A 25,663-nucleotide genomic window follows, 5' to 3' on the forward strand; every position below is an offset into this window, starting at 1 on the left:
AATCGCGCGGCGAAGATCTATCCGCGGTGGTTTGCGCTTTGGTTCATGCCCGCGATTTTCGGCTGAAACCGGTGCCAAAGGCGGACGAGCAGCCAGCCGGCGCCGACACCGCAGCCCGCCCCCGCCATTTTGACCGAAAGGTCGATCAACCGTGCATGGCGGTCGGCGGCGAGCATCTGCGTGAGTTCCAGCCCGATTGCCGCCGCGAGCATAGCCGCCAGAACGGCAAGCACGTGCCGGGGATAGGCGATCGCGAACATGAGACCCGTCAGCCCGAATGCTCCGAACCGTTCAACCTGCACCGAGCTGCCCATGTGCGGGCGCAGGTCGAGCGGAGAAAGGGTCGAATAGGCAATGACGCCAAGAAGCAGCCACGCAAGTACCGATGCGATGCGCCTGACATTCATTTCGTCACCGCCCGGTAGACGTCGAGCGTCTTCAGTGCCACGCTCGACCAGCTATAGACGGTTTCGACGCGCTCGGTCTGCGCGAGCACCTCTTGTTCGTCGGGGGGATTGGCGATCTTTTCGGCGATGGCAGACGAAAGCGCGTCGACGTTCCCCAGCGGAAAATAATCGTCGGCGGGCAGGCCGAGCTGCCGGTTGGCAACGATGTCGCTTGCCAGAACCGGGAGACCATGGGCCATCGCCTCCAGAAGCGCGATCGGCATGCCTTCATGGCTCGACGGCAGCACGAAGAGCGCCGCATTGGCGAAGAGTTCCGCCAGGCGATCGCCAGTCTGGAACCCCGTCAGGACGACGCCCGGCACGCGGCTGGCCAGCGCCCGTACTTCCTCTTCGTAGGCGCCCGCGAATTCCGCACCGCCCGCAAGCACGAGATCGAATCCGCTATTTTCAAGTTTTGCATATGCCTGGATGAGATCGATCTGCCGCTTCTCCGGAACAAGCCGCGCCGCAAGCAGGATATAGCGCCGTCGCAACAGACGGAATTCGCCGAGAATGCCGGTTTCGCCGCTGGGGCGCGAAACGGTGACGCCATTCGGTACCAAAGACACCGGTACGCGATAGCGTTCGCCCATCGTAACGGCGATATCCCTGGAGATTGCGATGCGGCCTTGCGCGAGCCGCATGCCCATGCGTTCACCCGCTCGCAATATCCTCCTGGCGAAAGCCCCCCATTTCTGTCGGTCGTAGTCATAGCCGTGGTGGGTCACGACGACGTTCAGGCGCATCAGCCGGGCGAGCGGTACCAGGAGCGCCGGGCCGACGGCGTGGATGTGCAGGATATCCGGGCGCCGCAGCGCCGCATAGCATACACCGAGGAAGGTATGGACGATGGCCTCGAGTGCCATCATACGTGGAGACCAGAGGGAAGTGACGCGAATTCCGTTCCAGGAATGCGGCGCGCGGCCCGGAAGATAGCGCCGGCGTCCGACGACCTCGACATCCCAACCATGCGCGACCAGCCTGCCTGCGAGCATCTCCACGTGCTTTTCCACGCCGCCCTGAACGTTCGGAATTCCACGAAGCCCGAGCATCATCACGCGGCGGCGCTCTATCGGCAGTGCACGATAAGCGCTTGCAGGCATGCTCGCGGTCGCCCCGCCCGGCATTGCCGACGCATCCGGCCCTGCCGAAGGCCGATCTCGGGAAACCCCCGATCTTCTGCTCATGGTTGTTGCGCCCCAGCGATAACCCAATTCGCATCTTTTACGAGCAGAAGACTTACCATCCCGGTAAGACGGTCATTAGATTCGTAGAGGTCTGACCGAAAATCAGACGGTGATGGGCGAGCGTGGCGAATGTGCTCGTCACAGGAATGAGGATCGGAGGAGAAGCCTCAGGCCACGCCGATCGCCCCATAAAGCTCGAGCGTCCTCTCGCGGTAGGCGGCGGCGGAGAATTCGCTCGCGACCCAGGACCGGGCGGCCGCCCCCATGCGGGCGCGTTCCGTCGGCGAAAGTGCCGCCATTTCGCACAGGGCTCTGGCGAGGTCCCCGGCGTCCCCCGGAGCCGCAAGCAGACCGGTCTCGCCTTCCCTGACCATTTCCGGAATGCCGCCGATCGCCGCGCCGATCACCGGGCGCCGAAGCGCGTAGGTTTCGAGCACGCTGATCGGCGCGTTTTCGTACCATTCCGACGGCAGCACGAGCGCGCGGGACTCGCCGATCAACTTGTGCAGCTTCTCGCCCGAGAGATAGCCGGCGAAAGTCACGTCCGCCTTGAGCTCGGCCGCGAGGCGGCGAAGTGTTTGCTCCTCCGGACCGGTGCCGGCGATGACCAGCCGCTGGTTCGACAAAGCCGCCGCTTTGATCAGGGTCGTGAGGCCCTTTTCCGGCGCCAACCGGCCGGCAAAGGCGAAATAATCGCCCTCCGGCCAATCACCGGAAAGAGCCGTGACATCGACGAAATTGGCGATATGAACCATCTTCTCGCGCGGCCAGCCCCATTCGGCGAGCTTTTCCAGATAGAAGCGGCTTGGCACGACCAGCCGGTCCACCTTGTCGCGGTAGAGCCCGAGCAAGCGGTGCAGCACCGTTTCCGCGAGCACCACCGCGCTCAGAGGGGCCGAACCCTTCACGCAGCGATGACGCAGGACATTGTAGACCCTGCCGCCGCGACAGTCCTCGCATACCCTGCCGTCCCGAAGCATCTTGTAGGAGGGGCAGGCGAGCTTCAGGTCGTGGACCGTCATCACCACCGGAATGCCGGCGGCTTTCAGGGTCGAGAAGATCGCCGGCGACAGGTGATGATAGACATTGTGCGCGTGGGCGACCGAAGGGCGGGCGCGTTCTATGAGCCGGCCGAGATTGCGCTGCGCCTCGAGCGAATAGATGACACTCGCCGCCTGGACGGCCTTCCGCAGGAGACCGGTTCGGCGGCCGTATTCTATCTCCGAGACGAAATAATCCGACCAGGGCGAGGAGTCGTTGAGATCATGCTGCATGGCGAAGGGAACAATGTCCCAGCCGATCTCGCCGAACATGCTCATATGGTCGAAGAAGACCGCCTCCGCTCCGCCGCGGCGGTAGAAATAGTTGTTGATCGCAAGAAGGCGCTTCCCGGTCACCAGAGCCTCCTTACCAGCCGATCCGGTCAGCGGCGCTGTCGACGGGCAGGATGCAGCATCCCTTTTCGGCGGCGTAGCGGACCAGATGATCGAAGGTATCGGGTGTGCAGCCGTAGTTCGTGGGCTGCGCGGCAATGTCGTGAGTGAAGAAGATCAGCCAGCCGGGACGCTCGGCGACATCGTCTATCCAGCGCGTCAGCGCGCGCGCCCTATCCTCCGGCTGGCGTATCTCGACGCCCTTGAGCATCATCGGGTCGACGGCACCGCGGTTGATGTCCTCGCCCCCTGCCCGGCACGTTCGGTAGCGGCGGCGGAGCTCGGCCCGTGCCAACGGCCAGGCAGCGTTGTAGGGGAAGGCAAAATTCGATGCAGCCGGAGAAACGCCGACCTGCTTCAGGTACTCGGCATTGCGGTCGAGATCGGTGCCAAGGCCGGCAATGTCACGCAATCTTCGGTGGGCGAAGGTGTGGCAGCCGATTTCGTGTCCGCGGGCGAGCAACTCGCTGCACCCTTCGGGCGTGATCAGCCTTCGATCCGGCTCCACCTGCCCGGCTAGCCCGCCCGCAATATAGAAGGTGCCGCGGGCTCCATACTTCTCGAGGATGGCTGCGCCCGCGCCAAGTGCGCTGTCAGGAACATCGTCGAAGGTGAAGGAGACGAGCGGAACCTCCGTCTCCAACCGGCGCCGGGCTCCCGCCAGCTTCCAGATCGCCCGGTTAGCCAGCCTGTCGACGAGCGGACCGAGCCCGCTCAGCTTCTCAAGCATGCGCTACCCTCCCCTGACGAACGCGTGCAGGAGCAGCCGCCAGTTCCGCGCTCGACTGCAAGGACAGTCCATAGAGCGCGACCATGAATGTGAACCATAGAAGGCTCCCGCCCTCGAAGAAGAGACTTTCGAGGCCGGCGTTGAAGATCGTGTAGAGCCATATGCGGACGAACAGCCTCGTCAGATGCGAATGCTCGCGCTCCGGAGCGATGCGGGCGATCTTTCTAAGCGGCAGGAAAAGGATCCAGATCAGGGTCAGGGCGAGGCCCGGGAAGCCCGTCATCAGGGCAATGTCGAGATAGGAATTGTGACCGTTGGCGGCAGCGACGGCCCAGGTCTCGACCGAGCCGCCGCTATAGACCAGTTCTTCCGTCTGCCAGAAGGCCTTGAAGCCATAGCCCGTGAGAGGCTGTTCGGCGAGCGCACCGAAGGCGAAACGCCAGATATCGGCGCGATTGGTAAAGGTCGCATCGATGCCGAGCCCGCTGATGAACTCGCCGAGCGGGGAGAAGACGGCGGAGCCCACCGCGAAGAGATTGAAAAGACCGACGCCGCCGACGGCAATCGGGAGGCGGAGAAAGCGCACCTTCTCGAAGATGAGCGCGAGCAGCAGAATGGCCGGCAGCATCGCGGTCGACGTCTTACCCCCGGTATTGACGAGGAAGACGAAGGACAGCGCGACGATGACGATCCCGGCAAACCTCGACCAGACGTTCATGACGTAAAGGCCGATGAAGGCTGCGATCACCATGGCAGCCGCGGCGCTGTTCTTGTGGGGAAAGTGGCCGCGCCACAGGCCGGCATTCATCGGCTCGCGCAGTTCTGACGCCTGATGGATCGCGAGCAACGGCTTGAAGACAATGCCGTAGTAGGCGACCGCGAGCATGATGAGGATGCCGATGCCGAGCATCTTGGCGAAGTGGCGTTCCGAAGCGGGCAACAACAGGTAGACGCTGGCATTGACGGTAACCATCAACGCGAGGATCGCACCCTTGATGCCGAGCATCGGATGCGCCGACACCAGCGAAACAAAGATGAACCAGGAAAGGAGAATCGCCAGCAGCGCGCGCGGCTGCAGTATCGTTTGCCGCAAAGGGTGGACCAGGCCGTAGCCCAGCATTCCGGTGAAAAGCAGGAGCGAGATGATCTGGTTCAGCCGGTTGGAATTGCCGGCGGAAGGGTCCAGCACCGCCTCGCCCGTCAGATCCACGAATGGATTGATGGAGATCCAGAAGAACAGGAAGATCGCCATGAACAGCACGGTACCGACACGCGCCTTTACCGCATTCGTCGGCTCGACCTCTCCGTAGCCCGCGCGATCCATCTCCCGGGCTCCTCAGGCAGCCACGTGGGTCTTGCCGCGAAGGAATTTCCAGAGGCCGAGGGCAAGTGCCGCGGCGATGCCGATTGCGAGACCCAGAACGGCGCCGCCGATCAGCAGGATCAAGGTACGCGGGGGCCAGCTTCGCGCGTTTGGCGGCAGGGCCCGCGAGATGACGCGAATATTCGTGGTGTCGATCTGCTGGCGTTCGGTGATCTGCTGCGCGCGTGCCAGATGGGTTTCGTAGATCGCCGCCTTGCTGCGCGCGTCGCGTTCGAGATCACGAAGCTGCACCTGGGCCTGGTTATCGGTGAAGACGTTCGACTTTTCGTCATCCGCCTTGCCGCGGAGCGCATCGAGCGCCTTTTGCTCCCGGTCGAAGTCGGCCTTCGCGCGCTCCAGAATGCGGCGGGCTTCATCCTTCATCGCCGCTTCCAGCGCCGTGCGCTCCGAGCGCGCGGCAACGAGCCGCGGATGCCGCTCGCCATAAGTGAGCTGCATGGAGCCGATCTGCTGCTGCAAGGCATTATACTGCTGGCGCAGATTGGTCATGTTTGCCGACTCGAACACCGAGGCGCTGGCGGTCTGGCCCTCGGCAACGGCCGCACTCATCTGCCTGTAACGCGTTTCCGCCTGGATGAAACGCTGCTGACCGTCGAGAACCTGGGTGTTGAGCTCACTCGAAAGCTGGTTGCTGACGAGCTCGCCATTGGTGGATTGCAGGCCGTTCTCACGCCGGAAATCCTCGACCCTCTTCTCCGCTTCGGTGACGTTGCGCCGCAGCTCGTCGAGTCGCTCGTTCAGGTTCTGCGCCACGCGGCCGGCGCTCTCGGCGGCCGACTGAAAGAGTTCCGCCTCGAATGCCTCGACGATCGCGTCCGAAAGGGCGATTGCCTTGGCCGGTTCTTCGCTCCACACCTTCAGGATCACGACGAAGGAACGTTCCTCCCGGCGCGCCTCGACCCTCTCGGACAGAGCGCGCATGGCCGCCAGCTCCTTGTCCGCCTTGGCGTCCCGCGGCGCAATGAGCGTCTTCATCCAGTCGAGGATTGTCGGCCTGACGAATTCGGGATCGTCCGCAAGCCGCAACTCGTCGATGACGCGTTGGAGGACGTTGCGCGAGGTCAGGATCCGGAGCTTGCTCTCGACCTCCAGCAACTGCGCGTCGCGCTGAGGATTGGTCGTAAAGACGTCGTCGCTGACGACGTTGAGATTGGAAGGGTCCACCACGAGATCGGTATAGACCGTGTATCGCGGGGTCGCCGCCACGGCATAGGCAAAGGCGGCGGCAACCGAGAGGACGAGCGCGAGCACGATCCAGCGGGCGCCGTTGCGCAGCCACGCGATGAGGTCATTAACCCCGATGCTGCCCAGGAGGTGGAGTTGCGGGAAGAAATCCGCGACGGAGGAAGGCTGCTCCTCAAGAGCGCGCGCCTGATGGGCGGGGACGGGAATATCCACCACGCGGGCGGAGGTGCCATCCTCTGCCTCCGCGGGGGCCTCTTCGCGAGCGGCCTCTTCCGTTACCGCGGGCACGAGGTCGAGCAACGACCCTCCGCCCGCGCGAAGGCGCTGATGTGGCCTTTCCAGGCGTAATCCCAGTCCCTCGGGCTCGCTGCGCCGATACATCCGCTTTCCCCATCCCCTCGGAGCCACCAAGGTGCTTATTGCCGTATAAGCAATTCCCCATGCGGATTTAGGGCCTGCAGGGTGAATATTCGGTTAAGCGGAACTGTTCGGACGGTAACCTTTTGGGCAGGCCAATGCTCCTCTACGGGCACTGGTTCGTTTCCGCTGGGGAACTTCGACCTGCTTCCATAGTTTCTGTAGAATGCCCGACCTGACCAGCTATGCCGCGTTTCTGGGCGCCGTGCTTGCCTATCAATTGTCCGGAGTCGGCCCGGACATGATGCTTGTCATCAGCCGCGGCATCGGCCAGGGCCGACGGGCTGCGCTTGCAACCGCTATCGGATGCGTCGCGGCGGGCTTCGTCCAGATACCCTTGCTTGCCATGGGCCTTGCCACGGTCGTGGCGTCCTCGCCGCTCCTCTACAAGGCCATGCAATTTATCGGAGCGGCCTATCTGATTTATGTCGGGGTGCGGTTCTTGACGGCCAGCAGTAAGACCTTCCTGCGCGAAGCGCCGGGCCGCGCCACGTCTCCATCGCTTCTCGCCCTCTTCAGGCAGGGTGTGATCTGCAATCTGACGAATCCGACGTCGCTTTCCTTTATGCTCGCGATCCTTCCGCAGTTCGTGGCACCGTCCGCCGGATCGCCGGCCCTGCAATTCTTCATCCTCGGAGTTACGATGAAAGCCACCGGGCTGCTGGTCCTTGGTGCGGTGGCCCTCACCTCAGGCACATTCAGCAATTGGTTGTCGCACAGCAGTGCCTTTGTGGCGTGGCAGCAGCGCATTGCGGGCAGCATCATGATCGCGCTTGGCATACGGTTGCTGCTTTCTCCAGTCGCGCCCGCCCTTCACCGATGATCAGGACCGGCTGGAGCACTTCCGGGTAAAGCGTAATTCCTCAAGAGCACTCTTAAAAGTCGATCAGTTTCTGAACAGCTTCTTCTACCCGTACATTGTCACGAGGTCCAAGCGGCAAAATCGGCCGCGGGGGCAATGCCTGGAACAGTCCGAGGATGCTCCCGATAGCGTACATCACGCGGAAACTGCCGAACTCCTTGAACAGTGCCCATAAGGGTTGAAATGCGGTGTCGATCCGATGCGCTTCCGCGCGATCGCCCCCTTTCGCCGCCCGAGTGAGTTTCGTTGCAGCCACGGGCAAAAGCCCGCCCGCGACACTGAACCACGCATCAGCACCGGACAGGAGCGCACCTGCTGCGCCCCAATCGCCGCTATAGCCGATAGCAAAAGCTGCAGACGTGTTCGCACGCAGTCGAGCGATCTCACCCGCGAAATCTCCGTCGGCAGGCAACGGCATCTTCACTGCGGCAATACTCGGCACCTGCGAGAGCCGTGTGATCAGTTCCTCGCTGAAAACGAACCTGGTCGTGCCCGGATTATTGTAGATGCAGAGCGGCAAGTCGGAAACGCCGGCAACGGCAACGAAATGCTGATAAACTTCCTCCTCAGTCAGAGGCGTGTAGGATACGGGAGCCAGGAGAAGTCCATCTGCCCCGGCTTCATTCGCGTCGCGCGCGAGCGCCTGAGCCTCGTCGGTCCTGAGTGCGCCGACGCCGACGATGAGGGGAACTCTGCCTCCCACGCATTCGACAGCGATCTCCACTGCCCGTCGCCGTTCACCGCGCGAGAGAAATGCGTAAGCCCCTGTGCTGCCGAGCAATCCAATCGAGTCCGCGCGTGCTAGTCGGATACGCTCGAGCAGTCGCGACAGCGCCTCTTCCGAAACCTTGCCGCCCACATCGGCGGGTGTGGGCGGGAACGCTGACAGGCCATCAAATAAAGCCGCAGGTGCCATCGTCATTTCCCATCGACTGCGCCAGAACAGGCCTCGCTCATATAACCGCGAATGATTGCCGGCAAGACATGCAACCAAAAATCCGTCGGCAGCCCGCTCCGGGTCACTCGTAGGCGTGTTGCCGCCCGCTGCAGTCAACGATAAATTGCCATCAATGAAGAAAGGAAGCCGCATGGCGAACGTGACGATCCGCAACCTCGATGACGGGCTCAAGAAGCGCCTGCGCATTCGCGCCGCGGAGCATGGGCGTTCGATGGAGGACGAAGCGCGGGACATCCTTCGCGCCGCGCTTTCGACTACCGAAAACCGACCGGCCAATCTCGCTACAGTAATCCGCATCCGAATGGCGCCGCTCGCAGGCGTCATGCTTGACCTTCCGCAGCGCGAGCCCATCCGCTACGCACCGGATTTCTCCGAGTGATTATCTCGATACCAATGTGCCGTCGGAGCTGTTGGCAGCCACCCTCTCCGTCGCGGTAGAGGCTGGCTCGCCTCCGTGGCAACCCGTAATGTCGCGGATCTCGCTGACACCGGTGTAACTATCATCAATCCCTGGAATCATCGGCCTTGAAATTTCAACCGGGCTAAAAATCCGTCAGCAGCCGGCTCCAGGTCTCCGAGGCGAGGCCGCCGATATAGATGTCGTTGCGCTCTGCCGCTTCCTTGAGGTCCGCATGGCGGGTCACCATGCAGAAGTAGCCGCGGTGCCGGAATGACAGCCATCGCTGGCGCGAGATAGCGTTCATCAGGAACGGCTGAGCCATGCCGACCGCCACGGCATAGCCTTCCGCATCGAGCTGCGCGAACATCGCCGCGGCGACGTCGCGCTCACGCCCCTCCTCGCAGACGAGATTGAGCACCGTGGCCGCGGCATCTTGCTTGCCGAAGAAAAGAAAGGCGCCAATCGTGCGACCGTCCGGCAGAACGACTTTCCTGCACTGGAGCGTCCCGAGGTTGCGGTTCATCGAAGCGACGCGCACGAGCCAGTCGAATTCGGCTGGCGACCAGGCCGGGCGGATCGCAAAGCGTTCCAGCATCGGGCTCGCGCATTGGAGGAACTCCTCGACGCCCGCTGCCTCGCTCCTGCATTCGCCCTCGGCCTTCGGCCGCATGGAGGGCCGCAACCGGCGCAGTGCACGGTCAATCGGCCTGAGGACGCCGACGAGAACACGCGAGCGCGCGATTGGGAAGTGACGGCCCGCAAGGATCGCCGCCGCGGTCAACGGCAGAAACGAGCGCTGCCATTCGAGGCTCTGGATCGGCAGGACGATGCCGCCTCCCGCAACCCAATGGTCGGCGCTGACCGGCGACGCATTGTCGGAGAAGCACATGTCCTGGCGAGCCGCCCGCATGGTGCGCGCAAGACGTGCCGCTCCAACGGCGCCGGCCTTGCCATCCGCCATGAAGGCACAGAGAAGGCGGGCCATGGTCGGGCGGCCATTGATCATAAACGCCATCGGTACCGAGAGTATGGCGCTGTCTATGCCGTTAGCACCGTTCTCGTGCACGACGCTGCCGAGTTCCGGAGAATAGTGAGGGCTGCCGAAGAAGACGGTCTGCAGATACCGTCCGAGGTCATCGTCGGATGCCTGATCGTGCCTTCGGAAAATCCTGTTGAAAAGCCGTCCGACCGCCGGAACGTCGTCGGGCGCCATGAGCCGCGTACCGCGGCGCTGCCCTGCATCGACCGGCACGCTCTCGGATACGCGAATTTCATTCGCCTCCATCGTCATATGGCGCCCGCTCCAAGAGTGAGCGCAGCCTGGCGGCGGTCGCGCCGCACGAAGTGCAGGAACACGCTCCAGGAGGCGACGACCATCGCGATTTCGATTGCGTAGAAGGACAGGAAAGTTCCCATCGGCGGGGCGTACCAGCTTGCCCATGCGGCAAGGCCGGCACCGGCGATGCTGCCGAGCCCCATGACGGTCGCGCGGGCCGCGTGTGCGCCGGAGGCACCGAGCGCCTCGACCGCGACGGACCACATCGCGAGCGGCACCACGACCCAGCAGAGGCTTCTGACGAAGCCGACCAGCGAGAGATAGTCCTTGCCGAAGAGGTAGGGCAGGACCGGCGCCAGAACGAAAACGGTGACGGCCGCAGCCAGGCTGATGACGATTGCGGCAGCGAGCACCCGGCGCACCCGATGGAGGGCGTGGTGAAGCCCCGCCGCCGTCGCCCTCGCCGAACCCGGGTAGATAAGCCGGTTGAGCGCTTCCACCGAAAGATAGCTGCTCTCCAGCATGCGGCGAGCGACACTGTAGCTTGCGACGACCTCGGCGGTGGTGACGAGGCTCAGGACAAGCAGGTCGGCATTCTGGCGCAGCGCACGCAGGATGAAGGGAATGCTGAAGTAAAGGCCTTGCGGGAGTTCCTCCCGCACGATGCGGTAGCGCGGCGCACCGAGTTCCCGGATTGCCCGCATACACATGAGCGCCACGAGGACATGGCAGAGAAACTGCCACACCGCCCAGGATGCGACGCTGGTGACGCCGAAGGCGATGCAGGCAAGTGCCGCCGCAACCGTGCGCGCCGCCGCAAAACCGACGACGACCTTGTTGGCGGAGGCAAAATCCGTGTGAGCGATAAATATCTGCTCGGTGAGCACGATGACCCGGACCAGCAGGATATTGGTGACGAGCATCAGCGTGATCACGGCGACGTTCGTCACGCGGTCCGGCGAAAGGGTGAAGAAGAACGGCAGGACCACCGCTCCCAGCAGGACCAGGGCTGCCCCGCTCGCCACCGTCAGGATGACATTGTGCCCGAGCATCTGCGGGTAGATCGCGCGGTCGCGCGCGACCCGGCGCACCAGGCATTCCATCGCCCCGAGCCCGCAGAGATGGACGGCTATATTGGCGACCGCAGTAATTGCGACGAACACGCTGAACTCGTGGACGCCGAGCCAGCGGGCAAGGATGGCAAAGGTAAGGAGTTGCGCCGCAGAACCGAGAACCAGACTGCCGCCGGAGGCGAGATAGGACATGACCATCGGCAGGAATGGTCTGTCACCGCGCTGTTCCGTTACACCTTCCGAGACCATCCGTTCTGCCTTGACAAATCGACTTAAAGGCCGGCACCGGGCTGCGAAACGCCCCCCTCGCCGATTGAGGCGCACACTAGCGAGGATAAGTGATTGGCCGGTTAACATAAGCATTGTGGCGCCATGTGTTGTCGGACGCCCTGCATTTCAGCTTCCGTTTACCTGCACGCGCTAGTGTGCGCCGGACCGACATCCCATCCGATAACCGAAGGAGCCTTCGTGCTGCAGGGCGACAATCATCTTGACGGCCGGACCGAGGGTCGCGCGCCACGGCTCGTACGATTCATGGGCGTCGACCTCGAACTGGCGCCGGACGTGCTTGTGCCGAGGGAGGAGACGGAACTCCTCGGGCGGAACGCCGCAGCGATCCTGATCGAGCGCGCCGGACCGGCGACCGTGATCGACATGTGCTGCGGATCCGGAAATCTCGCTCTGGGGATCGCCGCGGAGGTACCGCTCGCGCGTGTCTGGGCTGCAGACCTCACCGACAGCACGGTCGCGCTTGCGAGGCGCAATGTCGAGCGCCTCTCGCTTGGAGACCGCGTCGTCATCCGCCAGGGCGACCTGTTCGCGGCCCTCGCGGGAGAGGACCTCGCGGGCGCCGTCGACATGATCGTCTGCAACCCGCCCTATATCTCGACATCCCGCCTGGAAGGCGACAGCGCGCATCTTCTCGCAAGCGAGCCGCGGGAGGCGTTCGATGGCGGGCCCTACGGCATATCCATCCATCAGCGGCTGATCCGCGAAGCCGCCGCCTTCCTCAAGCCGGGCGGCTGGCTTCTCTTCGAGTTCGGAGAGGGACAGGATCGCCAGGCCACGGCGCTTCTCGCCCGGACGAAGGCCTATGAGGCAGTGACATTCGCCGAGGACTCGGCCGGAAAGCCGCGAGTCGCACTGGCGCGCAGGCTGGGCGGTGCAGCGGCAGCCGCCGCGGCTGACGGGGCGGACAGATGAGCGACATCCGTTCGCTCGCAGCCGAGGATATTCCGGCTGTCGCGCGGCTCTTTCAGAAGGTCTTCCGCAACAGCGCGGAGGAGCCGTCGCCTGCGTTCATCGAATATCTTCGGCAACTCTATATCGATGCCCCGGGCAACGACCCGGAAATCCGCCCGCTCGTGTATAGCAACGATGGCGGCCGGATTTCCGGCTTCGTCGGAGCGAACACTCTGGCCATGACGTATCGCGGCAGGGCATTGCGCGCCGCCATCTGCGGCTCGCTGATGGTCGAAGGCCGCGAAAGCGATCCGATGGCCGGCGCGCGGCTGCTGAAAGCGTTCCTTGCAGGACCGCAGGACCTTTCCTTCAGCGAAACGGCGAGCGAAGTTTCGACGCAGATGTGGACGAAGCTGCGGGGAGTCGTGCTGCCGCAATACAGCCTCGACTGGATACGCGTCATCCGGCCGGCATCGTTCGGCGTCGATCTCGTCGCGAGCCGGTTCGGTCCCGCCCGCGCACTCCGGCCGCTGGCTCATGCATTCGATCGCCGCCATCGCGGCAAGTTGCGACGCGGCGAGCTGCGCTGGTCGGGCGTGCCCGAGGCCGCCACCCAAGGACCGCTGCAGGTCGCCGACATCGACCGGCATGGCTTCGCCGAGCTCTTCGCCCCCTTGACCAGGCAGTTTGCCGTGCAGCCGGCCTGGACCGAGGGCCAGCTAGACCATATCCTCGAAGACGCGGAGAAGAAGCCGGAATTCGGCGAGCCGGTGCTTGCGGCCGTCAGAACGCGAAGTGGTGCGCCCGTCGGAGCGTTTTTCTACCACCTGCAGCCCGGCGGAACTGCCAGGGTTCTCCAGGTCCTCGCCCAGCCGGGACAGGCCGGGCCGATCCTCGACTGCCTGATAGAGCACGCGGCCGCGCGCGGAGCCGCTGCTGTGCGCGGTCGAACCCAGCCGGCGCTGCTTGAGGCCATGATGGGCCGCCGTATCGGCTTCGTCCATGCCGCCTCGACCGTCGTCCACTCCCGCGAGGAGGAACTCGTCGACGCTTTCCGTCACGCACGAGGGTTCATCAACGGGCTGGCGGGGGAACACTGGAGCCGGCTGATCGGCGGGACGTTCAACCGGATCTAAAGCACTTCCAAGAAGGCGCAGAGTGGTCTTGCGTCCGGGAATGCGCCGTTCGAAGTGCTCTAAATCACGATGATTTCAGGCCGGGTCGGCCTAAAATCATCAAACAACCGCGGCGGGTATGCCGGATCTGAACAGCCCTAGACCTGAAGCTGCTCGGCGAGAGGCTTTTGATAGACGACGATCGGGGCGTGATAGGGTACACGCTTGTAAAGATCGATGACGTCCTGGTTCACCAGCCGAACGCACCCTGACGAAACTGCCTTGCCGATCGATTTCCATTCCGGCGTGCCGTGCAGACGGTACAGCGTGTCCTGCCCGTTCTGGAAGATGTAGAGCGCGCGGGCACCCAAGGGATTGTCTATGCCGGGGGCCATGCCGCCATTTGCGACGGAGTATTTTTCGAGTTCCGGACGGCGGGCGATCATATCGGCCGGAGGCTTCCACCGAGGCCAGGGCTGGCGCCAGTGTATGATCCCTTCGCCCTGCCAGGCGAAGCCCTCGCGCCCAATTCCGACGCCGTAGCGCATCGCCGTTCCGCCAGGCTCGATGAGGTAGAGGAACCGCCCGGGCGTGTCTACGACGACCGTCCCCGCCGGTTCGCCGGTGGGGTCCGGCACCCGCTGGCGAAAATATTTCGGATCCATCTCCCTATAGGGGACTGCCGGAATGAAGTGCCCGCCATCTTCGACGGCAGCATATCTGGCTTCCAGTTCGGCATCGCTCGCCAGCCCGATCGGGCGGCTCACCAGACGCGGCACGGGGGCGCGCTGCGCTTGCGGCGCAGAGGTCGAGCACCCCGCGACGGCTGCCGTTGCGGAAATCGCTCCCAGAAGAAGCGTGCGTCGTCGTAATTGAATTTTGCTAAACATCTCAAGCAGGTACGAAGAGAGAAAAGGGGTCGCGTGTAGACGTGTAGCCGACTCGCCTGGATTGCCAAACTCACGGCCAATCACATGTTCGATATCTGCAAGCATCGCGCGGAGGGTCGCCCGCCAGCCGGAGGGGTGAGGTGTGTGCGGTTTTGCGCCCGCATTCCGCTTTATTCCTGGATTTGATCACGTTTATGCTTCTAGCCGACCCGACCTGAAAGCATCGTGCCTAGGAATGCAGCTGCCGCGATCCCGCAGATCTGCGTATGGCGGCCGGCAGCGGCGCGGGCTGGCCGCAATAGACCGGGTACAGCGTCGGCTCGGACAGAAGGAAGCCCTGCACATGCGTTGCGCCGGCCTTTTTGACGGCTTCGAGCTGTCCGTAGGTCTCGATGCCGTCGACGACCACCGTCGGCGCAACGCAGGAAGCGAGCCCCACCAAATGATGGAGGAACCCCTTGCCCCCGCCCTGGCCGCGGCCGATGAAGAATGCGTCCAGTTTCACGATGTCGACGGGAATGGACAACAGCGATTCCGGCGTCGAGTGACCCGTTCCGAAACTGTCCAGGGCGATTCTGTAGCCCAGTTCGCGCGCGCCTTCAATGAACTCCGCCGCCATCGGCAGGGTGGCCAGCGGCAGGCACTCCGTTATCTCGAGAACCAGGCGCGAGGCCATTTCCCGATTTCGCGAAAGCAGATCGTAGAGTTCCGACCAAGTGTTCTCGTCGAGAATGTTCCCGGCCGAGATATCGCAACCCAACACGCCTGACGGATTGCAGTCGAGCCACTCGAATGCGAGACCGAGCATGTATCGATCGAATGACGCAACGCGTCCCGACGCTTCGAGAAAAGCCGTGAATTCCTCGCTCGTCCTGACCGCTCCGTCACGTTCTACGAGCCTGCCTAGGCATTCCGAATAGAGCACCTCGCCCGTATCGCCGACCGCATTGACCTGTTGCAGCGAGAAGCCTATCCGTCCCTCCCGCATCGCTTGGGTCACGGCGCCGACGACACGGTCGAATCTTCTCAGATGTTCCATCCGGCGACGCGCCTCGCCCGGTCAGTCTTCGATCACGACGTCCTCATCGGGCGTCGTGTCGAGAAGGTGCTCACGAATATCGTCTATCTTCCCGACGGACGATCCGACGCCAAGCGTTTCCTTGACGTCCTCAAGTGTCGCATCCGTCACTTCGCCGCCATTCGTGAAGCTTGCAATCGCCTCGCGCAGCGCTTCATCGCTGAGAGCCGGATCGGTCGGGATGACGTCCGAGCCGAACTCCGCCTCGAACTCTGCATAGGCGATCGCATAGGCGGAGATTGCCGCCATTCGCGGATCGTTCGAGTTCAGGTAGGCGTGATAGTTCCGGCCGAGCGAGCTCAGCTTTGCCGTTTCGGCCTGCGGATTCTTGGGCTTCGGCGTCGGGACAGCCGTTTCCGTCACCCTGGCCTTTACTACCTTACCGGACTTCCCGGACTTGCCGTGCGCCGCTTTTCCGGACTTCCTGCCGTGCTTGAACAGGTCCTGGAGGAAGCGCGGCGTGCCCGCGCGCTCGCCGCCCGATCTGCCCGAATCGGATCGGGCCTTCGCGTGGCTTCCGCTATTGCCGTGGCTTCCGCTCTTGCCGTGGCCGCCGCCATTGCCGTGGCCCCCGCCATTGCCGCCGCCATTGCCGTTGCCGCCGCCACCATTGCCGCCACCGTTGCCATTGCCGCCCTTGGCGAATGCGATGTCCGACATGCCGGGTGCAAGGCCCGCCAGGGGAGCGCCTGCGAGCGCCAGCGCAATAAGACCTCGTCCGACGAATTTGGAAATAGGCATGAGGGCCTCCTATCGAAAGTCGCGGCCGTTGTTGCTGCGGCCGATTTTCTGCTTCAATTGATTAAGCGATAGCGTGCAACTGGTGCGGGTTCCACCGCCGCCGGACCAATGCGCCGGTTGATTGGACTTAGGTCCGTGGGCCCGGTCGTCAAAAGTCCCAAGATGCGCTATGACCAAGGGGTAAGGGATGGCGCGCGTTGACCGGCCGGCCGGAAATGCTAATTTGGCGGTTGCAAAGAACGCAGCAGTGCCGGCGACGAATTGAGCGGGCCATCGTGAGATCTCTCGTGCACGTCGACGCCCTCATCAGACGGTGGAACTCTCAGCCGCTGGCGAAGCAGTTCCTCATTATCGGTGGCTCTGTAGCCGCCGCGGCGATGCTCGTCGTCGGCGCCTTCGTGACGAGCCTTATAGAGGACGCCGTGACGCGCAACTCCGCGGCCACCACGGCGCTCTATGTCGATAGCGTGATTGCGCCGCTTCTGCCCGACATGCAAACGACGCAGGTGCTCGACGATTCGGTGGCACGGGCGCTTGACGAAACGCTTGGGCAGGGCGCTTTGGGTGATCGGCTTGCTTCATTTCGCCTCTGGCGTGCCGACGGCACGGTTCTCTATTCGAGCGACAAGGCCATGGTCGGTCAGAAGTATGAGCTGGGTCCGGAGCTGACGGCGGCATTCGACGGCGGCATGGTCGCTCGTTTCATGCCTCTCGACGAGGCCGACGGCGAGACGGAGCGCCTTTCGAGCAGTCCTCTCCTGGAGATCTACAATCCCCTTCTCCAACCCTGGTCCGGCGAGGTGGTCGCCGTCTCGGAATTCCACGAGATTGCCGACGAATTCGAGCAGAGCCTCAATCGGGCGAGGCTTCACACGTGGCTCGCCGTTGCCGGCTTCACGCTCGCCTTCTTCATCGCCCTTTCGGCCATCGTCCTGCGCGGCAGCAGAACGATAGAGAAGCAGCGCCATGCGCTTGCGCAGCGCGTCGACGAGCTTTCGGCGCTGCTTGCGCAGAACGAGACACTGCGCGGGCGCCTGCGCCAGGCCTCCCAGCGAGCGACCGCGCTGAACGAGACCCTGTTGCGGCGGATCGGCGCCGATCTGCATGACGGGCCGGCGCAACTCGTGGCCTATGCTTCCCTGCGACTGGACAGCAACAAGCTTGTCAGCCCCACGACGCCCGCCGAACTGCGCGAGCGTGAGATCGCCGCCATCAAGGGCAGCCTCGACGAGGCGATGAACGAGATCAGAACGCTGTGCAGCGGGCTGGTCCTGCCGCAGATAGAGACCGCCGGCCTGAGGAAAATTCTGGAGCGCTGCGTCCACGCCCATGAACAACGAACGGGAACCACCGTGGAGTTGTCGATGACCGACCCGCCCGAGCGCCTTTCGGCATCGGCGAAGATCTGCATATACCGTTTCGTGCAGGAAGCGCTTAACAATGCCTACCGTCACGGCGGCGGCATCGCGCAGCGCGTGACGCAGAGTACGAAGGGTGACAAGGTTACCGTCGAGGTTGCAGACGGCGGGCCGGGCTTCGACCCCAAAGACGTACGGCCGACGAGCCTCGGTCTCGCGGGCCTTGAAGGCCGGGTCGAGAGCCTCGGCGGAACATTCGAGATCAACCCCAACGCGCCCGGCACGATTGTCCGGATGTCGATCGGTTTTGAGGAAACGGAGCAGGCATGATGACGGGAATTCGAGTAGCCGTGGTCGATGACCACCCCTTGTTCAGGGAGGGTGTGACACGGAGCCTGTCGGAGATCGACGGGTTCGAGGTCGTTGCCGAAGGCGGGTCGCGGGACGAGGCGATCGCGATCGCGCAAAATTTCAACCCTGATGTGATGCTGCTCGACATCTCCATGCCGGGCGGCGGGCTGAACGCGATTCCGGCGATCCTGAGCGTCGCGCCCGCGCAGAAGATCGTCATGCTGACCGTTTCCGAGGCGAATGACGACGTCGCTGCAGCTCTCAAGGAAGGCGCGAAGGGTTACATTCTCAAGGGGATCGGTGCGAGGGCGCTGGCGGACGTCATTCGCACCGTCGCCTCAGGCGAGAGCTATGTCGCCCCCACCCTTTCCGCCAAGCTGCTGACGGGCCAGCTGGCCAATCCCGCACCGGCCAAATCCAACCTCGTTGCCGAGCTGACGCGGCGCGAACAGGAGGTCCTGCACCTCGTCGCCTCGGGAATGAGCAACAAGCAGATTGCCCGAAAGCTCGATCTGCACGAGAAAACGGTGAAACATCACATGACGCAGATCATGGCGAAGCTCGACGTCGCCAACCGGACGGAGGCCGCCATGGTGCTGCGCGACGCGCTCGACTGGCGTCCGGTCAGTCAATGAAGGAGAGAAGCCGTCTCCGGTCGGCCGACGTCGCCCGCCGGTTGACAATAGTGCGCCCGCGCGAATCCTTCATGATGTAACGGGCGTCTTCGATCACCTCGCTGATGCCGTCCCGGTGACGTACGCGCAGGATGGAGCCGCCCCCTTCCACGGACGTCGTTGCTCTTCCGCTTGCCCGGCCGGAATTCGAATTGCCGCCGCCCTTACCGTTTCCGCCGCCGCCCCCGTTTCCACCGCCATTGCCACCGCCTCGTCCGCCGCCGTTGCCACCGCCTCGTCCGCCGCCGCCGCCGCCACCGCCACGCCCGCCGCCGCTACCACCGCCCTTGGCGAGAGCGGATTGCGGTTCCAGTTCGATGCCTGAGCCCGACAGCGCGATTTTGTAAGGCGATACGGCGACGGGAAGGCCGACCGAAACCCAGCACAGTGCTGCAAGAAAGTTTCGACGCGTGACCATCACGCTCCTCCTGAAGAGTTTTTACCGGGATGCGCCTGATCGCGGTCTCGCGAATGCCTTGACGCTATCACCGATCGTCGGCGTCGTCGCCGACCCGACAACAGTCCACCGGGAAAGCCCGACATTCGCTTTCGCCGGCTGTTGCGCCATCTTTGGTCACGGCCTGACCGGTGCGTCAACTGCAATCGGGGTGTCTCAGACGTTTCGCTTTTGCCGGTCGGACGATCGTCCGATGTGATTCGGACGAAAGTCCGACGACGGGGCGCGGTGGCCAGGCGAAAGCCGTACTGCAGCCTCCCGGACGAGAGGCTGCAGGAAGGGATATCCATCCGGTTGCCATTCGCGCAACCTGGCCGGACCATGGTGCCGCTGCGGCCGGCTCAGGCCGCCCGCACGCCCGCCTTCATCGGTATCTCGATGTCGACTTCGAGCGTGGTGACGTGCTCGCCGCGTTCCATCGTGACGTTGACCTTGTCGCGGTCGACCTGGACATGCTTGGCGATGACCGCGAGAATTTCTTCCCGGAGCACCGCAACGAGGTCCGACTGGCCGACCGACGCCCGCTCATGCGCCAGCAGCACCTGCAGGCGCTCGCGCGCCGTCGGCGCCGAGGTCTGCTTGCTGAAGAAACGGAAAATGCTCATGCTGCCCTCCGTCCGAATATCTTGCCCAGGAAGCCGCGCTTCTCGCCGGGAATGGTCATCGGCACCGTTTCCCCCGCAAGGCGGCGCGCGGCATCCAGATAGGCGCGTGCCGGAGCGCTGCTGCTGTCGGCGAGCGTCACCGGGGCACCGAGGTTGGAAGCCTTGAGAACGTCCATGCTTTCGGGAACGATTCCGATGAGCGGGATCGACAGGATCTCGAGAACGTCATCGACCTTGAGCATGTCGCCGCGCTCGGCGCGGACGGCGTCGTAGCGCGTCAGCAGCAGGTGCTTCTCGACCCGCTCTCCGCGCTCTGCCCTTTCGGTCTTGGCATCGAGCAGGCCGATGATGCGATCGGAGTCGCGGACCGATGAGACTTCCGGATTGGTGACGATGACGGCGAGGTCGGCGTGGCGCATCGCGAGCGTCGCGCCGCGCTCAATCCCGGCCGGGCTGTCGCAAATGATCCAGTCGAAGTGTTTCTTGAGCTCTTCCATCACCCGCTCGACGCCCTCGGGGGTCAGGCTGTCCTTGTCGCGGGTCTGCGATGCCGGCAGCAGGAAGAGGGTGTCGAGCCGTTTGTCGCGGATCAGCGCCTGCGGCAGCTTCGCGTCGCCCTGGATCACGTTGACGAGGTCGTAGACGACCCGGCGCTCGGCGCCCATGACGAGGTCGAGATTGCGCAGCCCGACGTCAAAATCGACGACGACCGTTTTCTCGTTGCGCTGCGCCAGCGCCGCACCCAGTGCGGCGGTTGACGTCGTCTTGCCGACGCCGCCCTTTCCAGATGTAACTACAACTACTTTCGCCATCTTCCCGCTCCTGTTGTCAGAGCGGGAGGAAAACTGTGAGCGGTTTCCGCCCGCATCCCCGCTCTAATTCTATAAATCAGCCGGCGACCGGCTCAGTTCAGTCTTTCTGCCATGATCGAATCGCCTTCCAGCCACAGCTGGACCGACTGCCCGCGCAGATTGGGGGCCATGTCCTCGGCCGTCTTGTAGACGCCGTCGATTGCCAGCAGTTCCGCTTCGAGCCGGCGGCAGAAGATGCGCGCAGACGCGTTTCCGACCGAGCCTGCCAGCGCCCGCCCTCGGAGCGTCCCGTAGATATGGACTGAACCTCCTGCGACGATCTCCGCGCCGGATGCGACGGAGCCAACCACCGTCACGTCGCCTTCCGGGAAGATGACCGACTGTCCGGACCGAACCGGTTCCCGGACGATGATCGATGCCGTCGCCCGAACCGGCTGAACGTCCTCCGACGTAATCGGCGCAGCGGCCTTTCCCTTGCCGGCCTTCGGCGGATCGGCCGGATCGGCCTCGGGTACTTCGAAATCGGGAGCCGGCCGGCCGCCCTTCATGGCAGGCGGCATCCCCGGCTCGAAAAGCGAGGGACGTCCGCCTTCGATCCCCATGACCCTGACATTGCGCTGGCCGAGCTCGTCGAGCAGGCTCTTCAACTGTTTCCGGTCGATCTCGAGATCTGCCACATCGAGCACCACCGGGCGCCCCAGGAAGAAGCCCGCCGAACGCGAAGCGAGGTCATCGAGCCGGCCAAGCCACCAGTCGAGCGGCAGTTCGGGGGAAAGCACCAGCGCCAGGAAGGAGCGGCCCTTGATGCGGATCGAGCGAGCGTCTGTTAGCACTTTGGTCATCTTCGTTAATTTTTGGTTGCCAAGATGTAGGCGAGCCATGGTTAACAAACAGTTAACCGGGCCTCCTTCTTTGCCTGATCTTCGGTCCGTTTCGCCCCTGCACGACGTGAAGTTTCCGTCACGCGCGAGACCGTCTGTCCAAGATGAGACTCGACGGAACCGGCGACCAGTTCTAGGCAGCATGGTGAAGAGGGGAGCTTGCACAGGGCTGACGAAGGCGGGATGCCCATGCGGGAAGAATTGACCGCTGCCCCGTAATCGGGGGGAGAGAGAGACTGCGAACCTCTCCCCCCCCCCGCACTTCTCAGGGTTTGCCTCCAGATCAATCCGGATGCCTTGCCCTGGCCGCCATGAAGGCGTCTATGTCCCAGATGGGAAATTCCTCCTCCGCCTCCGGAAGGCCGATATCGCGGCGCATCCGATTCGACAGGTGAGAGATCTGGTTTTGCGCCTGATGGCGCCTCCATGCGGCCGACATCAGTGCCCGTGCGGTCTTCCAGACGCCGAATTTACGGTAAAGCTCATCGGCCGCCGCCGCGAGGGGTTCGACAACTATTGCTTGTGGTTCACGCATGACTGTCCGTCCCGGCGCGGTGATGCAGCCAGGTCCTTTCGAGGATCAGAAGACGTGCGGATGCGGAACGAAACAATGCGAACAATTGTCCCGTCAGCCGGTCACGTCAGTTAAAAGGGAAGCGCCAAATGGCGGAGATGCGGGCTTGTGAGCCTCAGATCAGTAGCGGCTGAAGCCAGATGCGCGTCGCATCGAAGGCACGATAGCCGTTCCGCCACAGAGGCGCACAAACACGAGATTGGAATTCATCTTACGCCTCCTCTGATTTGAATTGCGGATGAGGTGATCCTCGCACGAGACAGGCCGATCGGCAAGCACTCAATTTCGAATTGCAATCGGCGCTTCATCCCTGTTGCGGGAATACAACAGTCTTCCCATGAGAAGGCGCATCCGTGCGGCAAGGCACGTCGTTCAACTGCATCTATTATTGCTTGGCGAGACTCATGTTACGCTAACGGCGCATCTCCGGTTGAACGCATGGCGGCCGCTTATCTACTCGCCGTCGTGCAGTCGATCGAAGATGATCGTCAGCAGCGGAGAAAACACCATGAACCGCAACGTTATCATTGGCATTATCGTGCTCGCGATTATCATTCTCGCGGTCATATTCTTCATGCCAGGGACGGCTGAAACGCCCCCGGCGACCGAAACGACTCCCCCGGCGACGACGGAGCCCGCGCCCACAGAACCGGCACCGGCACCGACGACACCTGCACCTTCTCAATAAAGCCGGCCGATCGCACGCCCCGTTTAGGGACGGGGCGTGCGATCGGATTCTTACTCGATCTCCTCGACCGGCTGCACCAGCTGCGGCCCGAGATGCAGGTAGCGCGTGGCCTTGCGCTTGGCGGCAATATCCGCCCAGACGCGCTCGACCTGAGCCGCGTCTAGATTTGCCGCGCGTCCGACCTCGTCGGCGCTGAGCCCGTTGTTGAGGCCGAAGAGGCACAGATCCATTCGGTCATAAGGCAGCGAGAAATAGAACTCTTCCTGCGTCTGCTCGAGCGAATAGGTGTCGGTGGTCGGCGGCCGGCGCCGGATTTCCTCGGGAACGCCGAGATAACCGGCAAGCGCATAGACCTGCGACTTGTAAAGATGAGCGATCGGCTTGACGTCCGCCGCGCCATCGCCGTTCTTGACGAAGAAGCCCTGATCGTATTCCAGCCTGTTCGGCGTGCCGAGCACGGCAAAGTTCAGCCGGTCGGCATGGTAGTATTCGATCTGCTTGCGGGTGCGCTGCTTCATGTTCGTCGCGGCGACGATGCCGAGATAGACGGAAGGCGGCATGCGCAGCTTCGTCTGCTTCCCCTCGGGGTCCTGCACCACGAGCGAGGAAATGTTGTAGCCGTCGCCTTCGAGCGCATTGGCGATGACGATCTTCGACGCCCAGCCCGGCCCGTAATCGGGGACGAGTTCGCGAATGAAGGCGTCACGCCGCCGATAGCAGCCCATGGCGTCGAGCGTCGGTCCGATGTCCTCGACCACCGCCTCTACACCGAACGTCTCGGCGACCAGCCGGCCGAGGTGCAGGCTTTCCGGATCGGAATCGTTTTCCGGCATGAAGAGACAGAAGACGTTCTTCGCACCGACGGCGCGCACGGCCAGCGCGACCGAGACGCTCGAATCGATGCCGCCGGAAAGGCCGAGGACGAGGCCGCGTTTGCGCAGGCTGCGCAACTGGGCCCGCAATCCGGCAACTATACGTTCGGCTTCCGCAGCTTCGTCGATTTTCAGCGTGTCGGCCGAGAAGACGAGCCTGTTCTGGTCCGGTCGGATATTCATTCTGCGGGCTCCAATGTTTCGGCCGCAAGGCGGCGGCTGACTTTTCCTGTATCCGTCTTCGGCAATTCGGTGCGGAATTCGACGATCTTCGGCACCATGAAATCCTCGAGATGGCGGCTGCAATGACGGATGATGTCCTTCTCCGTCAGCGTCGGGTCCGACAGCACGACGAGAGCGCCGATCGCGGCCCCAAGCACCGGATCGGGAACACCGATGACCACGGCCTCGGCAATTCCGGGATGCGCATGCAGCACGGTCTCGACCTCCTTGGGCGCGACCTTTTCGCCGCGCGTCTTGATGATGTCGTCCTTGCGGCCGACGAAATAGAGGAAACCCTCCTCGTCGGTACGGAACAGGTCACCGGTGTGAAGCACCTTTTCCCATGGATTGGGGCCGGGGCGGAGCATGCGCTCGGTCGCGGCGTCATTGCGCCAGTAGCCCTGCATCACATGCGGGCCGCGAATGACCAGTTCGCCGGCTACACCGGGCGGTACCCGGTTCCCCTCGTCATCGACCACGAAGGCTTCGGTGTTCGGTATCGCGATCCCGACGGAACCCGGCCGCCGGTCGAGCTCTTCCGGCGGCAGATAGGTGCAGCGCTTGCATTCCGTCAGTCCGTACATGGAATAGAGCCGGGCGCCCGGGAAAAGCTCTCTCAAGCGGGCGATATGCGCCGGCGGCAGTGCTGCCGCGGTATTGGAGAGAAAACGAAGGCTCGGGAGAAAGCCGGGTTCGAGGTCACGCATCTGCAGGATCATTGCCGCCATGGTCGGCACCAGCGGGAAGCCGGTAACCCCTTCGGTCCGGATACGGTCGAAGATCGCCTGCGGGAAGGCGAATGACTTTTCGAGTACGAGCGTCGCGCCGAGCCGGATCGCCATCAGCAGCTGATAGAGCCCGTAGTCGAAGGCGAGCGGCAGCACGTTCAGGATGATGTCGTCAGGCGTGTTCTGGAGATAGGATGTGATCGACTCCGAAGCCGCATCGATATTGCGATGCGTCATCATCACGCCCTTGGGACGGCCCGTCGAGCCCGAGGTATAGATCAGCATGCCGAGATCGACGTCGATGCCGCCGTGGCCGATGGGCGCGGGCGCAACCGTCAGGCATTCCTCGAAGGAAGCGGCACCGTCCGGGAAGCGCCCCCCCGGACCCGCGGTCGAAGCGACGAATGGCGCATGGCCCCGAGCAAGCGCCAGCGCCTCGGCAACGACCGGCATCAGCTTGGCCTGCGTCAGGATAGCCGCCGCCTCGCAATCGGCGACGATATAGGCAAGCTTGTCCGCCTTGGTCGAAGCATTGATCGGGCTGAAGGTCGCACCGGCCTTGAGGATCGCGAAGATCGCGACGGCCGCCTCCCAGCAATTGTCCATGAAGACCAGAACCCGGTCGTTCCGCTTCACGCCGCTTTCGGCAAGAGCGGCGGCGAGGCGGCTCGAAAGATCGTCGAGTTCGGCATAGCCCAGCCGCCGGCGATCGGTGACCAGCGCCGTCTTTGCCCCGTTTGCCGCGGCGTTCCTGATGAGGAATTGCTCGAACCGCATGATCGTGATGCCCCCGCCCTTCGCCGCTTACGCCGAGACCGGCACGGCGGCTTTCGCTTCGATGAACGCCGAAATCCGCGCGAGCGAGTCGAGATTTTGCGGGACGATGTCGGCATCGGCCATCACGATCCCGAAATCGTCTTCGATGAAGGCGACCAGTTCCAGAACGCCGGTCGAATCGATGATGTCGTTCTCGATCAGCGAAGCGTCGTCGGCGAGTTCGTATGCGCTGTCGCCGAAGAGAAAGTTCTCGATGACGAATGCCTTGACCTTGTCCTTAATCGCTTGGGTCATTTCACTATCCTTT

General features: G+C 63.3%; 27 protein-coding genes. 7 read left to right on the forward strand and 20 right to left on the reverse strand.

All coding sequences use genetic code 11. From position 1 onward, the window contains the following. Positions 1-17 precede the first annotated feature (17 nt). From AC5J09_RS09485 to AC5J09_RS09510, 6 genes are all read right to left on the reverse strand, one after another. A complete protein-coding gene (locus AC5J09_RS09485; RefSeq protein ID WP_494297517.1) occupies positions 18-407 on the reverse strand; it encodes a VanZ family protein in 390 nt (129 codons plus the stop codon). Further along, entirely contained in the window at positions 404-1,573 is a 1,170-nt protein-coding gene (locus tag AC5J09_RS09490; RefSeq protein ID WP_494297673.1) for a glycosyltransferase family 4 protein, read from the reverse strand. The genes AC5J09_RS09485 and AC5J09_RS09490 overlap by 4 nt, the downstream gene beginning before the upstream one ends. Before the next feature lie 227 nt (positions 1,574-1,800). Continuing rightward, entirely contained in the window at positions 1,801-3,030 is a 1,230-nt protein-coding gene (locus tag AC5J09_RS09495) for a glycosyltransferase family 4 protein (protein ID WP_494297518.1), read from the reverse strand. Between the two features lie 10 nt (positions 3,031-3,040). Beyond that, entirely contained in the window at positions 3,041-3,796 is a 756-nt protein-coding gene (locus AC5J09_RS09500) for a polysaccharide deacetylase family protein (protein ID WP_324763485.1), read from the reverse strand. Beyond that, a complete protein-coding gene (locus AC5J09_RS09505) occupies positions 3,789-5,120 on the reverse strand; it encodes an O-antigen ligase family protein (RefSeq protein ID WP_324764610.1) in 1,332 nt (443 codons plus the stop codon). The genes AC5J09_RS09500 and AC5J09_RS09505 overlap by 8 nt, the downstream gene beginning before the upstream one ends. Positions 5,121-5,132: 12 nt before the next feature. Beyond that, positions 5,133-6,746 carry a GumC family protein gene (locus tag AC5J09_RS09510; RefSeq protein ID WP_324764609.1) on the reverse strand — a complete coding sequence of 538 codons (1,614 nt, stop codon included), beginning with the start codon at positions 6,744-6,746 and terminating at the stop codon, positions 5,133-5,135. Positions 6,747-6,948: 202 nt separating this feature from the next. Here AC5J09_RS09510 and AC5J09_RS09515 point away from each other — a divergent pair, with 202 nt between their 5' ends. Next, positions 6,949-7,605, forward strand: a complete 657-nt coding sequence (locus AC5J09_RS09515; RefSeq protein ID WP_324764608.1) for a LysE family translocator — start codon at positions 6,949-6,951, stop codon at positions 7,603-7,605. Between the two features lie 52 nt (positions 7,606-7,657). Here the strand turns inward: AC5J09_RS09515 and AC5J09_RS09520 are convergent, their stop codons facing one another. Next, complete coding sequence (locus AC5J09_RS09520; protein WP_324764618.1) at positions 7,658-8,560, reverse strand: dihydrodipicolinate synthase family protein; 903 nt, start codon at positions 8,558-8,560, stop codon at positions 7,658-7,660. A gap of 172 nt (positions 8,561-8,732) precedes the next feature. Here AC5J09_RS09520 and AC5J09_RS09525 point away from each other — a divergent pair, with 172 nt between their 5' ends. Beyond that, positions 8,733-8,981 carry a FitA-like ribbon-helix-helix domain-containing protein gene (locus AC5J09_RS09525; protein ID WP_100671443.1) on the forward strand — a complete coding sequence of 83 codons (249 nt, stop codon included), beginning with the start codon at positions 8,733-8,735 and terminating at the stop codon, positions 8,979-8,981. A gap of 163 nt (positions 8,982-9,144) precedes the next feature. On the opposite strand, the gene AC5J09_RS09530 is transcribed toward AC5J09_RS09525, so the two are convergent. Both AC5J09_RS09530 and AC5J09_RS09535 read right to left on the reverse strand, forming a co-directional pair. Next, positions 9,145-10,293 carry a GNAT family N-acetyltransferase gene (locus AC5J09_RS09530; protein WP_494297519.1) on the reverse strand — a complete coding sequence of 383 codons (1,149 nt, stop codon included), beginning with the start codon at positions 10,291-10,293 and terminating at the stop codon, positions 9,145-9,147. Next, a complete protein-coding gene (locus AC5J09_RS09535) occupies positions 10,290-11,600 on the reverse strand; it encodes a lipopolysaccharide biosynthesis protein (protein WP_494297520.1) in 1,311 nt (436 codons plus the stop codon). Before AC5J09_RS09535 ends, AC5J09_RS09530 begins: the two co-directional genes overlap by 4 nt. Positions 11,601-11,819: 219 nt before the next feature. On the opposite strand from AC5J09_RS09535, the gene AC5J09_RS09540 reads away from it, so the two are divergent. Next, entirely contained in the window at positions 11,820-12,554 is a 735-nt protein-coding gene (locus AC5J09_RS09540; protein WP_275599355.1) for a N5-glutamine methyltransferase family protein, read from the forward strand. Then, positions 12,551-13,669, forward strand: a complete 1,119-nt coding sequence (locus AC5J09_RS09545; RefSeq protein ID WP_324764605.1) for a GNAT family protein — start codon at positions 12,551-12,553, stop codon at positions 13,667-13,669. The genes AC5J09_RS09540 and AC5J09_RS09545 overlap by 4 nt, the downstream gene beginning before the upstream one ends. 137 nt (positions 13,670-13,806) lie before the next feature. On the opposite strand, the gene AC5J09_RS09550 is transcribed toward AC5J09_RS09545, so the two are convergent. The 3 genes from AC5J09_RS09550 to AC5J09_RS09560 all read right to left on the reverse strand — a co-directional run bounded on the left by AC5J09_RS09550 (position 13,807) and on the right by AC5J09_RS09560 (position 16,357). Beyond that, positions 13,807-14,538: a L,D-transpeptidase gene (locus AC5J09_RS09550; RefSeq protein ID WP_324764604.1), complete on the reverse strand. Its 732-nt coding sequence runs from the start codon at positions 14,536-14,538 to the stop codon at positions 13,807-13,809. A 229-nt stretch (positions 14,539-14,767) separates the two neighbouring features. Then, positions 14,768-15,577 (reverse strand): EAL domain-containing protein, encoded by an 810-nt coding sequence (locus AC5J09_RS09555; protein ID WP_324764603.1) that lies wholly within the window; start codon positions 15,575-15,577, stop codon positions 14,768-14,770. A 21-nt stretch (positions 15,578-15,598) separates the two neighbouring features. Further along, entirely contained in the window at positions 15,599-16,357 is a 759-nt protein-coding gene (locus AC5J09_RS09560) for a hypothetical protein (RefSeq protein WP_324764602.1), read from the reverse strand. A 275-nt stretch (positions 16,358-16,632) separates the two neighbouring features. Here AC5J09_RS09560 and AC5J09_RS09565 point away from each other — a divergent pair, with 275 nt between their 5' ends. Next, a complete protein-coding gene (locus tag AC5J09_RS09565; RefSeq protein WP_324764601.1) occupies positions 16,633-18,045 on the forward strand; it encodes a sensor histidine kinase in 1,413 nt (470 codons plus the stop codon). After that, on the forward strand, positions 18,042-18,701 hold the full coding sequence (locus AC5J09_RS09570) for a LuxR C-terminal-related transcriptional regulator (protein WP_100671425.1): 660 nt from the start codon (positions 18,042-18,044) through the stop codon (positions 18,699-18,701). The genes AC5J09_RS09565 and AC5J09_RS09570 overlap by 4 nt, the downstream gene beginning before the upstream one ends. Here the strand turns inward: AC5J09_RS09570 and AC5J09_RS09575 are convergent. The 5 genes from AC5J09_RS09575 to AC5J09_RS09595 form a co-directional block, all read right to left on the reverse strand. Beyond that, the gene (locus tag AC5J09_RS09575; RefSeq protein WP_324764600.1) at positions 18,691-19,158 is read right to left on the reverse strand and encodes a hypothetical protein; all 468 of its coding nucleotides are present in this window, start codon (positions 19,156-19,158) and stop codon (positions 18,691-18,693) included. The genes AC5J09_RS09570 and AC5J09_RS09575 overlap by 11 nt on opposite strands. A 380-nt stretch (positions 19,159-19,538) precedes the next feature. After that, positions 19,539-19,802, reverse strand: coding sequence for a cell division topological specificity factor MinE (gene minE, locus AC5J09_RS09580; RefSeq protein WP_003526351.1), 264 nt, complete (start codon positions 19,800-19,802; stop codon positions 19,539-19,541). Next, the gene (minD, locus tag AC5J09_RS09585; RefSeq protein WP_003526353.1) at positions 19,799-20,614 is read right to left on the reverse strand and encodes a septum site-determining protein MinD; all 816 of its coding nucleotides are present in this window, start codon (positions 20,612-20,614) and stop codon (positions 19,799-19,801) included. Before minD ends, minE begins: the two co-directional genes overlap by 4 nt. A gap of 92 nt (positions 20,615-20,706) precedes the next feature. Continuing rightward, the gene (gene minC, locus AC5J09_RS09590; RefSeq protein ID WP_324764599.1) at positions 20,707-21,456 is read right to left on the reverse strand and encodes a septum site-determining protein MinC; all 750 of its coding nucleotides are present in this window, start codon (positions 21,454-21,456) and stop codon (positions 20,707-20,709) included. A gap of 322 nt (positions 21,457-21,778) precedes the next feature. Continuing rightward, on the reverse strand, positions 21,779-22,030 hold the full coding sequence (locus AC5J09_RS09595) for a YjiS-like domain-containing protein (RefSeq protein WP_324764598.1): 252 nt from the start codon (positions 22,028-22,030) through the stop codon (positions 21,779-21,781). 547 nt (positions 22,031-22,577) lie between these two features. Here AC5J09_RS09595 and AC5J09_RS09600 point away from each other — a divergent pair. After that, positions 22,578-22,757, forward strand: a complete 180-nt coding sequence (locus AC5J09_RS09600) for a hypothetical protein (protein WP_014527798.1) — start codon at positions 22,578-22,580, stop codon at positions 22,755-22,757. A gap of 50 nt (positions 22,758-22,807) precedes the next feature. Here the strand turns inward: AC5J09_RS09600 and nadE are convergent, their stop codons facing one another. From nadE to AC5J09_RS09615, 3 genes are read right to left on the reverse strand one after another with little or no spacing between them, the layout of a single operon-like run. Then, positions 22,808-23,812 (reverse strand): NAD(+) synthase, encoded by a 1,005-nt coding sequence (gene nadE / locus AC5J09_RS09605; RefSeq protein WP_324764597.1) that lies wholly within the window; start codon positions 23,810-23,812, stop codon positions 22,808-22,810. Continuing rightward, the gene (locus AC5J09_RS09610) at positions 23,809-25,356 is read right to left on the reverse strand and encodes a class I adenylate-forming enzyme family protein (RefSeq protein ID WP_324764596.1); all 1,548 of its coding nucleotides are present in this window, start codon (positions 25,354-25,356) and stop codon (positions 23,809-23,811) included. The genes nadE and AC5J09_RS09610 overlap by 4 nt, the downstream gene beginning before the upstream one ends. 27 nt (positions 25,357-25,383) lie before the next feature. Continuing rightward, the gene (locus AC5J09_RS09615) at positions 25,384-25,650 is read right to left on the reverse strand and encodes an acyl carrier protein (protein WP_010976177.1); all 267 of its coding nucleotides are present in this window, start codon (positions 25,648-25,650) and stop codon (positions 25,384-25,386) included. Positions 25,651-25,663: the final 13 nt, after the last annotated feature.

Source organism: Sinorhizobium sp., assembly GCF_059070375.1.

Bases quoted from the DNA above. Each gene is read 5' to 3' on its own strand.
- AC5J09_RS09485 (WP_494297517.1), bottom strand. From the start codon at position 407: ATGAATGTCAGGCGCATCGCATCGGTACTTGCGTGGCTGCTTCTTGGC.
- AC5J09_RS09490 (WP_494297673.1), bottom strand. From the start codon at position 1,573: ATGCCGGGCGGGGCGACCGCGAGCATGCCTGCAAGCGCTTATCGTGCA.
- AC5J09_RS09500 (WP_324763485.1), bottom strand. From the start codon at position 3,796: ATGCTTGAGAAGCTGAGCGGGCTCGGTCCGCTCGTCGACAGGCTGGCT.
- AC5J09_RS09505 (WP_324764610.1), bottom strand. From the start codon at position 5,120: ATGGATCGCGCGGGCTACGGAGAGGTCGAGCCGACGAATGCGGTAAAG.
- AC5J09_RS09510 (WP_324764609.1), bottom strand. From the start codon at position 6,746: ATGTATCGGCGCAGCGAGCCCGAGGGACTGGGATTACGCCTGGAAAGG.
- AC5J09_RS09515 (WP_324764608.1), top strand. From the start codon at position 6,949: ATGCCCGACCTGACCAGCTATGCCGCGTTTCTGGGCGCCGTGCTTGCC.
- AC5J09_RS09520 (WP_324764618.1), bottom strand. From the start codon at position 8,560: ATGGCACCTGCGGCTTTATTTGATGGCCTGTCAGCGTTCCCGCCCACA.
- AC5J09_RS09525 (WP_100671443.1), top strand. From the start codon at position 8,733: ATGGCGAACGTGACGATCCGCAACCTCGATGACGGGCTCAAGAAGCGC.
- AC5J09_RS09530 (WP_494297519.1), bottom strand. From the start codon at position 10,293: ATGACGATGGAGGCGAATGAAATTCGCGTATCCGAGAGCGTGCCGGTC.
- AC5J09_RS09535 (WP_494297520.1), bottom strand. From the start codon at position 11,600: ATGGTCTCGGAAGGTGTAACGGAACAGCGCGGTGACAGACCATTCCTG.
- AC5J09_RS09545 (WP_324764605.1), top strand. From the start codon at position 12,551: ATGAGCGACATCCGTTCGCTCGCAGCCGAGGATATTCCGGCTGTCGCG.
- AC5J09_RS09550 (WP_324764604.1), bottom strand. From the start codon at position 14,538: ATGTTTAGCAAAATTCAATTACGACGACGCACGCTTCTTCTGGGAGCG.
- AC5J09_RS09555 (WP_324764603.1), bottom strand. From the start codon at position 15,577: ATGGAACATCTGAGAAGATTCGACCGTGTCGTCGGCGCCGTGACCCAA.
- AC5J09_RS09560 (WP_324764602.1), bottom strand. From the start codon at position 16,357: ATGCCTATTTCCAAATTCGTCGGACGAGGTCTTATTGCGCTGGCGCTC.
- AC5J09_RS09570 (WP_100671425.1), top strand. From the start codon at position 18,042: ATGATGACGGGAATTCGAGTAGCCGTGGTCGATGACCACCCCTTGTTC.
- AC5J09_RS09575 (WP_324764600.1), bottom strand. From the start codon at position 19,158: ATGGTCACGCGTCGAAACTTTCTTGCAGCACTGTGCTGGGTTTCGGTC.
- minE (WP_003526351.1), bottom strand. From the start codon at position 19,802: ATGAGCATTTTCCGTTTCTTCAGCAAGCAGACCTCGGCGCCGACGGCG.
- minD (WP_003526353.1), bottom strand. From the start codon at position 20,614: ATGGCGAAAGTAGTTGTAGTTACATCTGGAAAGGGCGGCGTCGGCAAG.
- minC (WP_324764599.1), bottom strand. From the start codon at position 21,456: ATGACCAAAGTGCTAACAGACGCTCGCTCGATCCGCATCAAGGGCCGC.
- AC5J09_RS09595 (WP_324764598.1), bottom strand. From the start codon at position 22,030: ATGCGTGAACCACAAGCAATAGTTGTCGAACCCCTCGCGGCGGCGGCC.
- AC5J09_RS09600 (WP_014527798.1), top strand. From the start codon at position 22,578: ATGAACCGCAACGTTATCATTGGCATTATCGTGCTCGCGATTATCATT.
- nadE (WP_324764597.1), bottom strand. From the start codon at position 23,812: ATGAATATCCGACCGGACCAGAACAGGCTCGTCTTCTCGGCCGACACG.
- AC5J09_RS09610 (WP_324764596.1), bottom strand. From the start codon at position 25,356: ATGCGGTTCGAGCAATTCCTCATCAGGAACGCCGCGGCAAACGGGGCA.
- AC5J09_RS09615 (WP_010976177.1), bottom strand. From the start codon at position 25,650: ATGACCCAAGCGATTAAGGACAAGGTCAAGGCATTCGTCATCGAGAAC.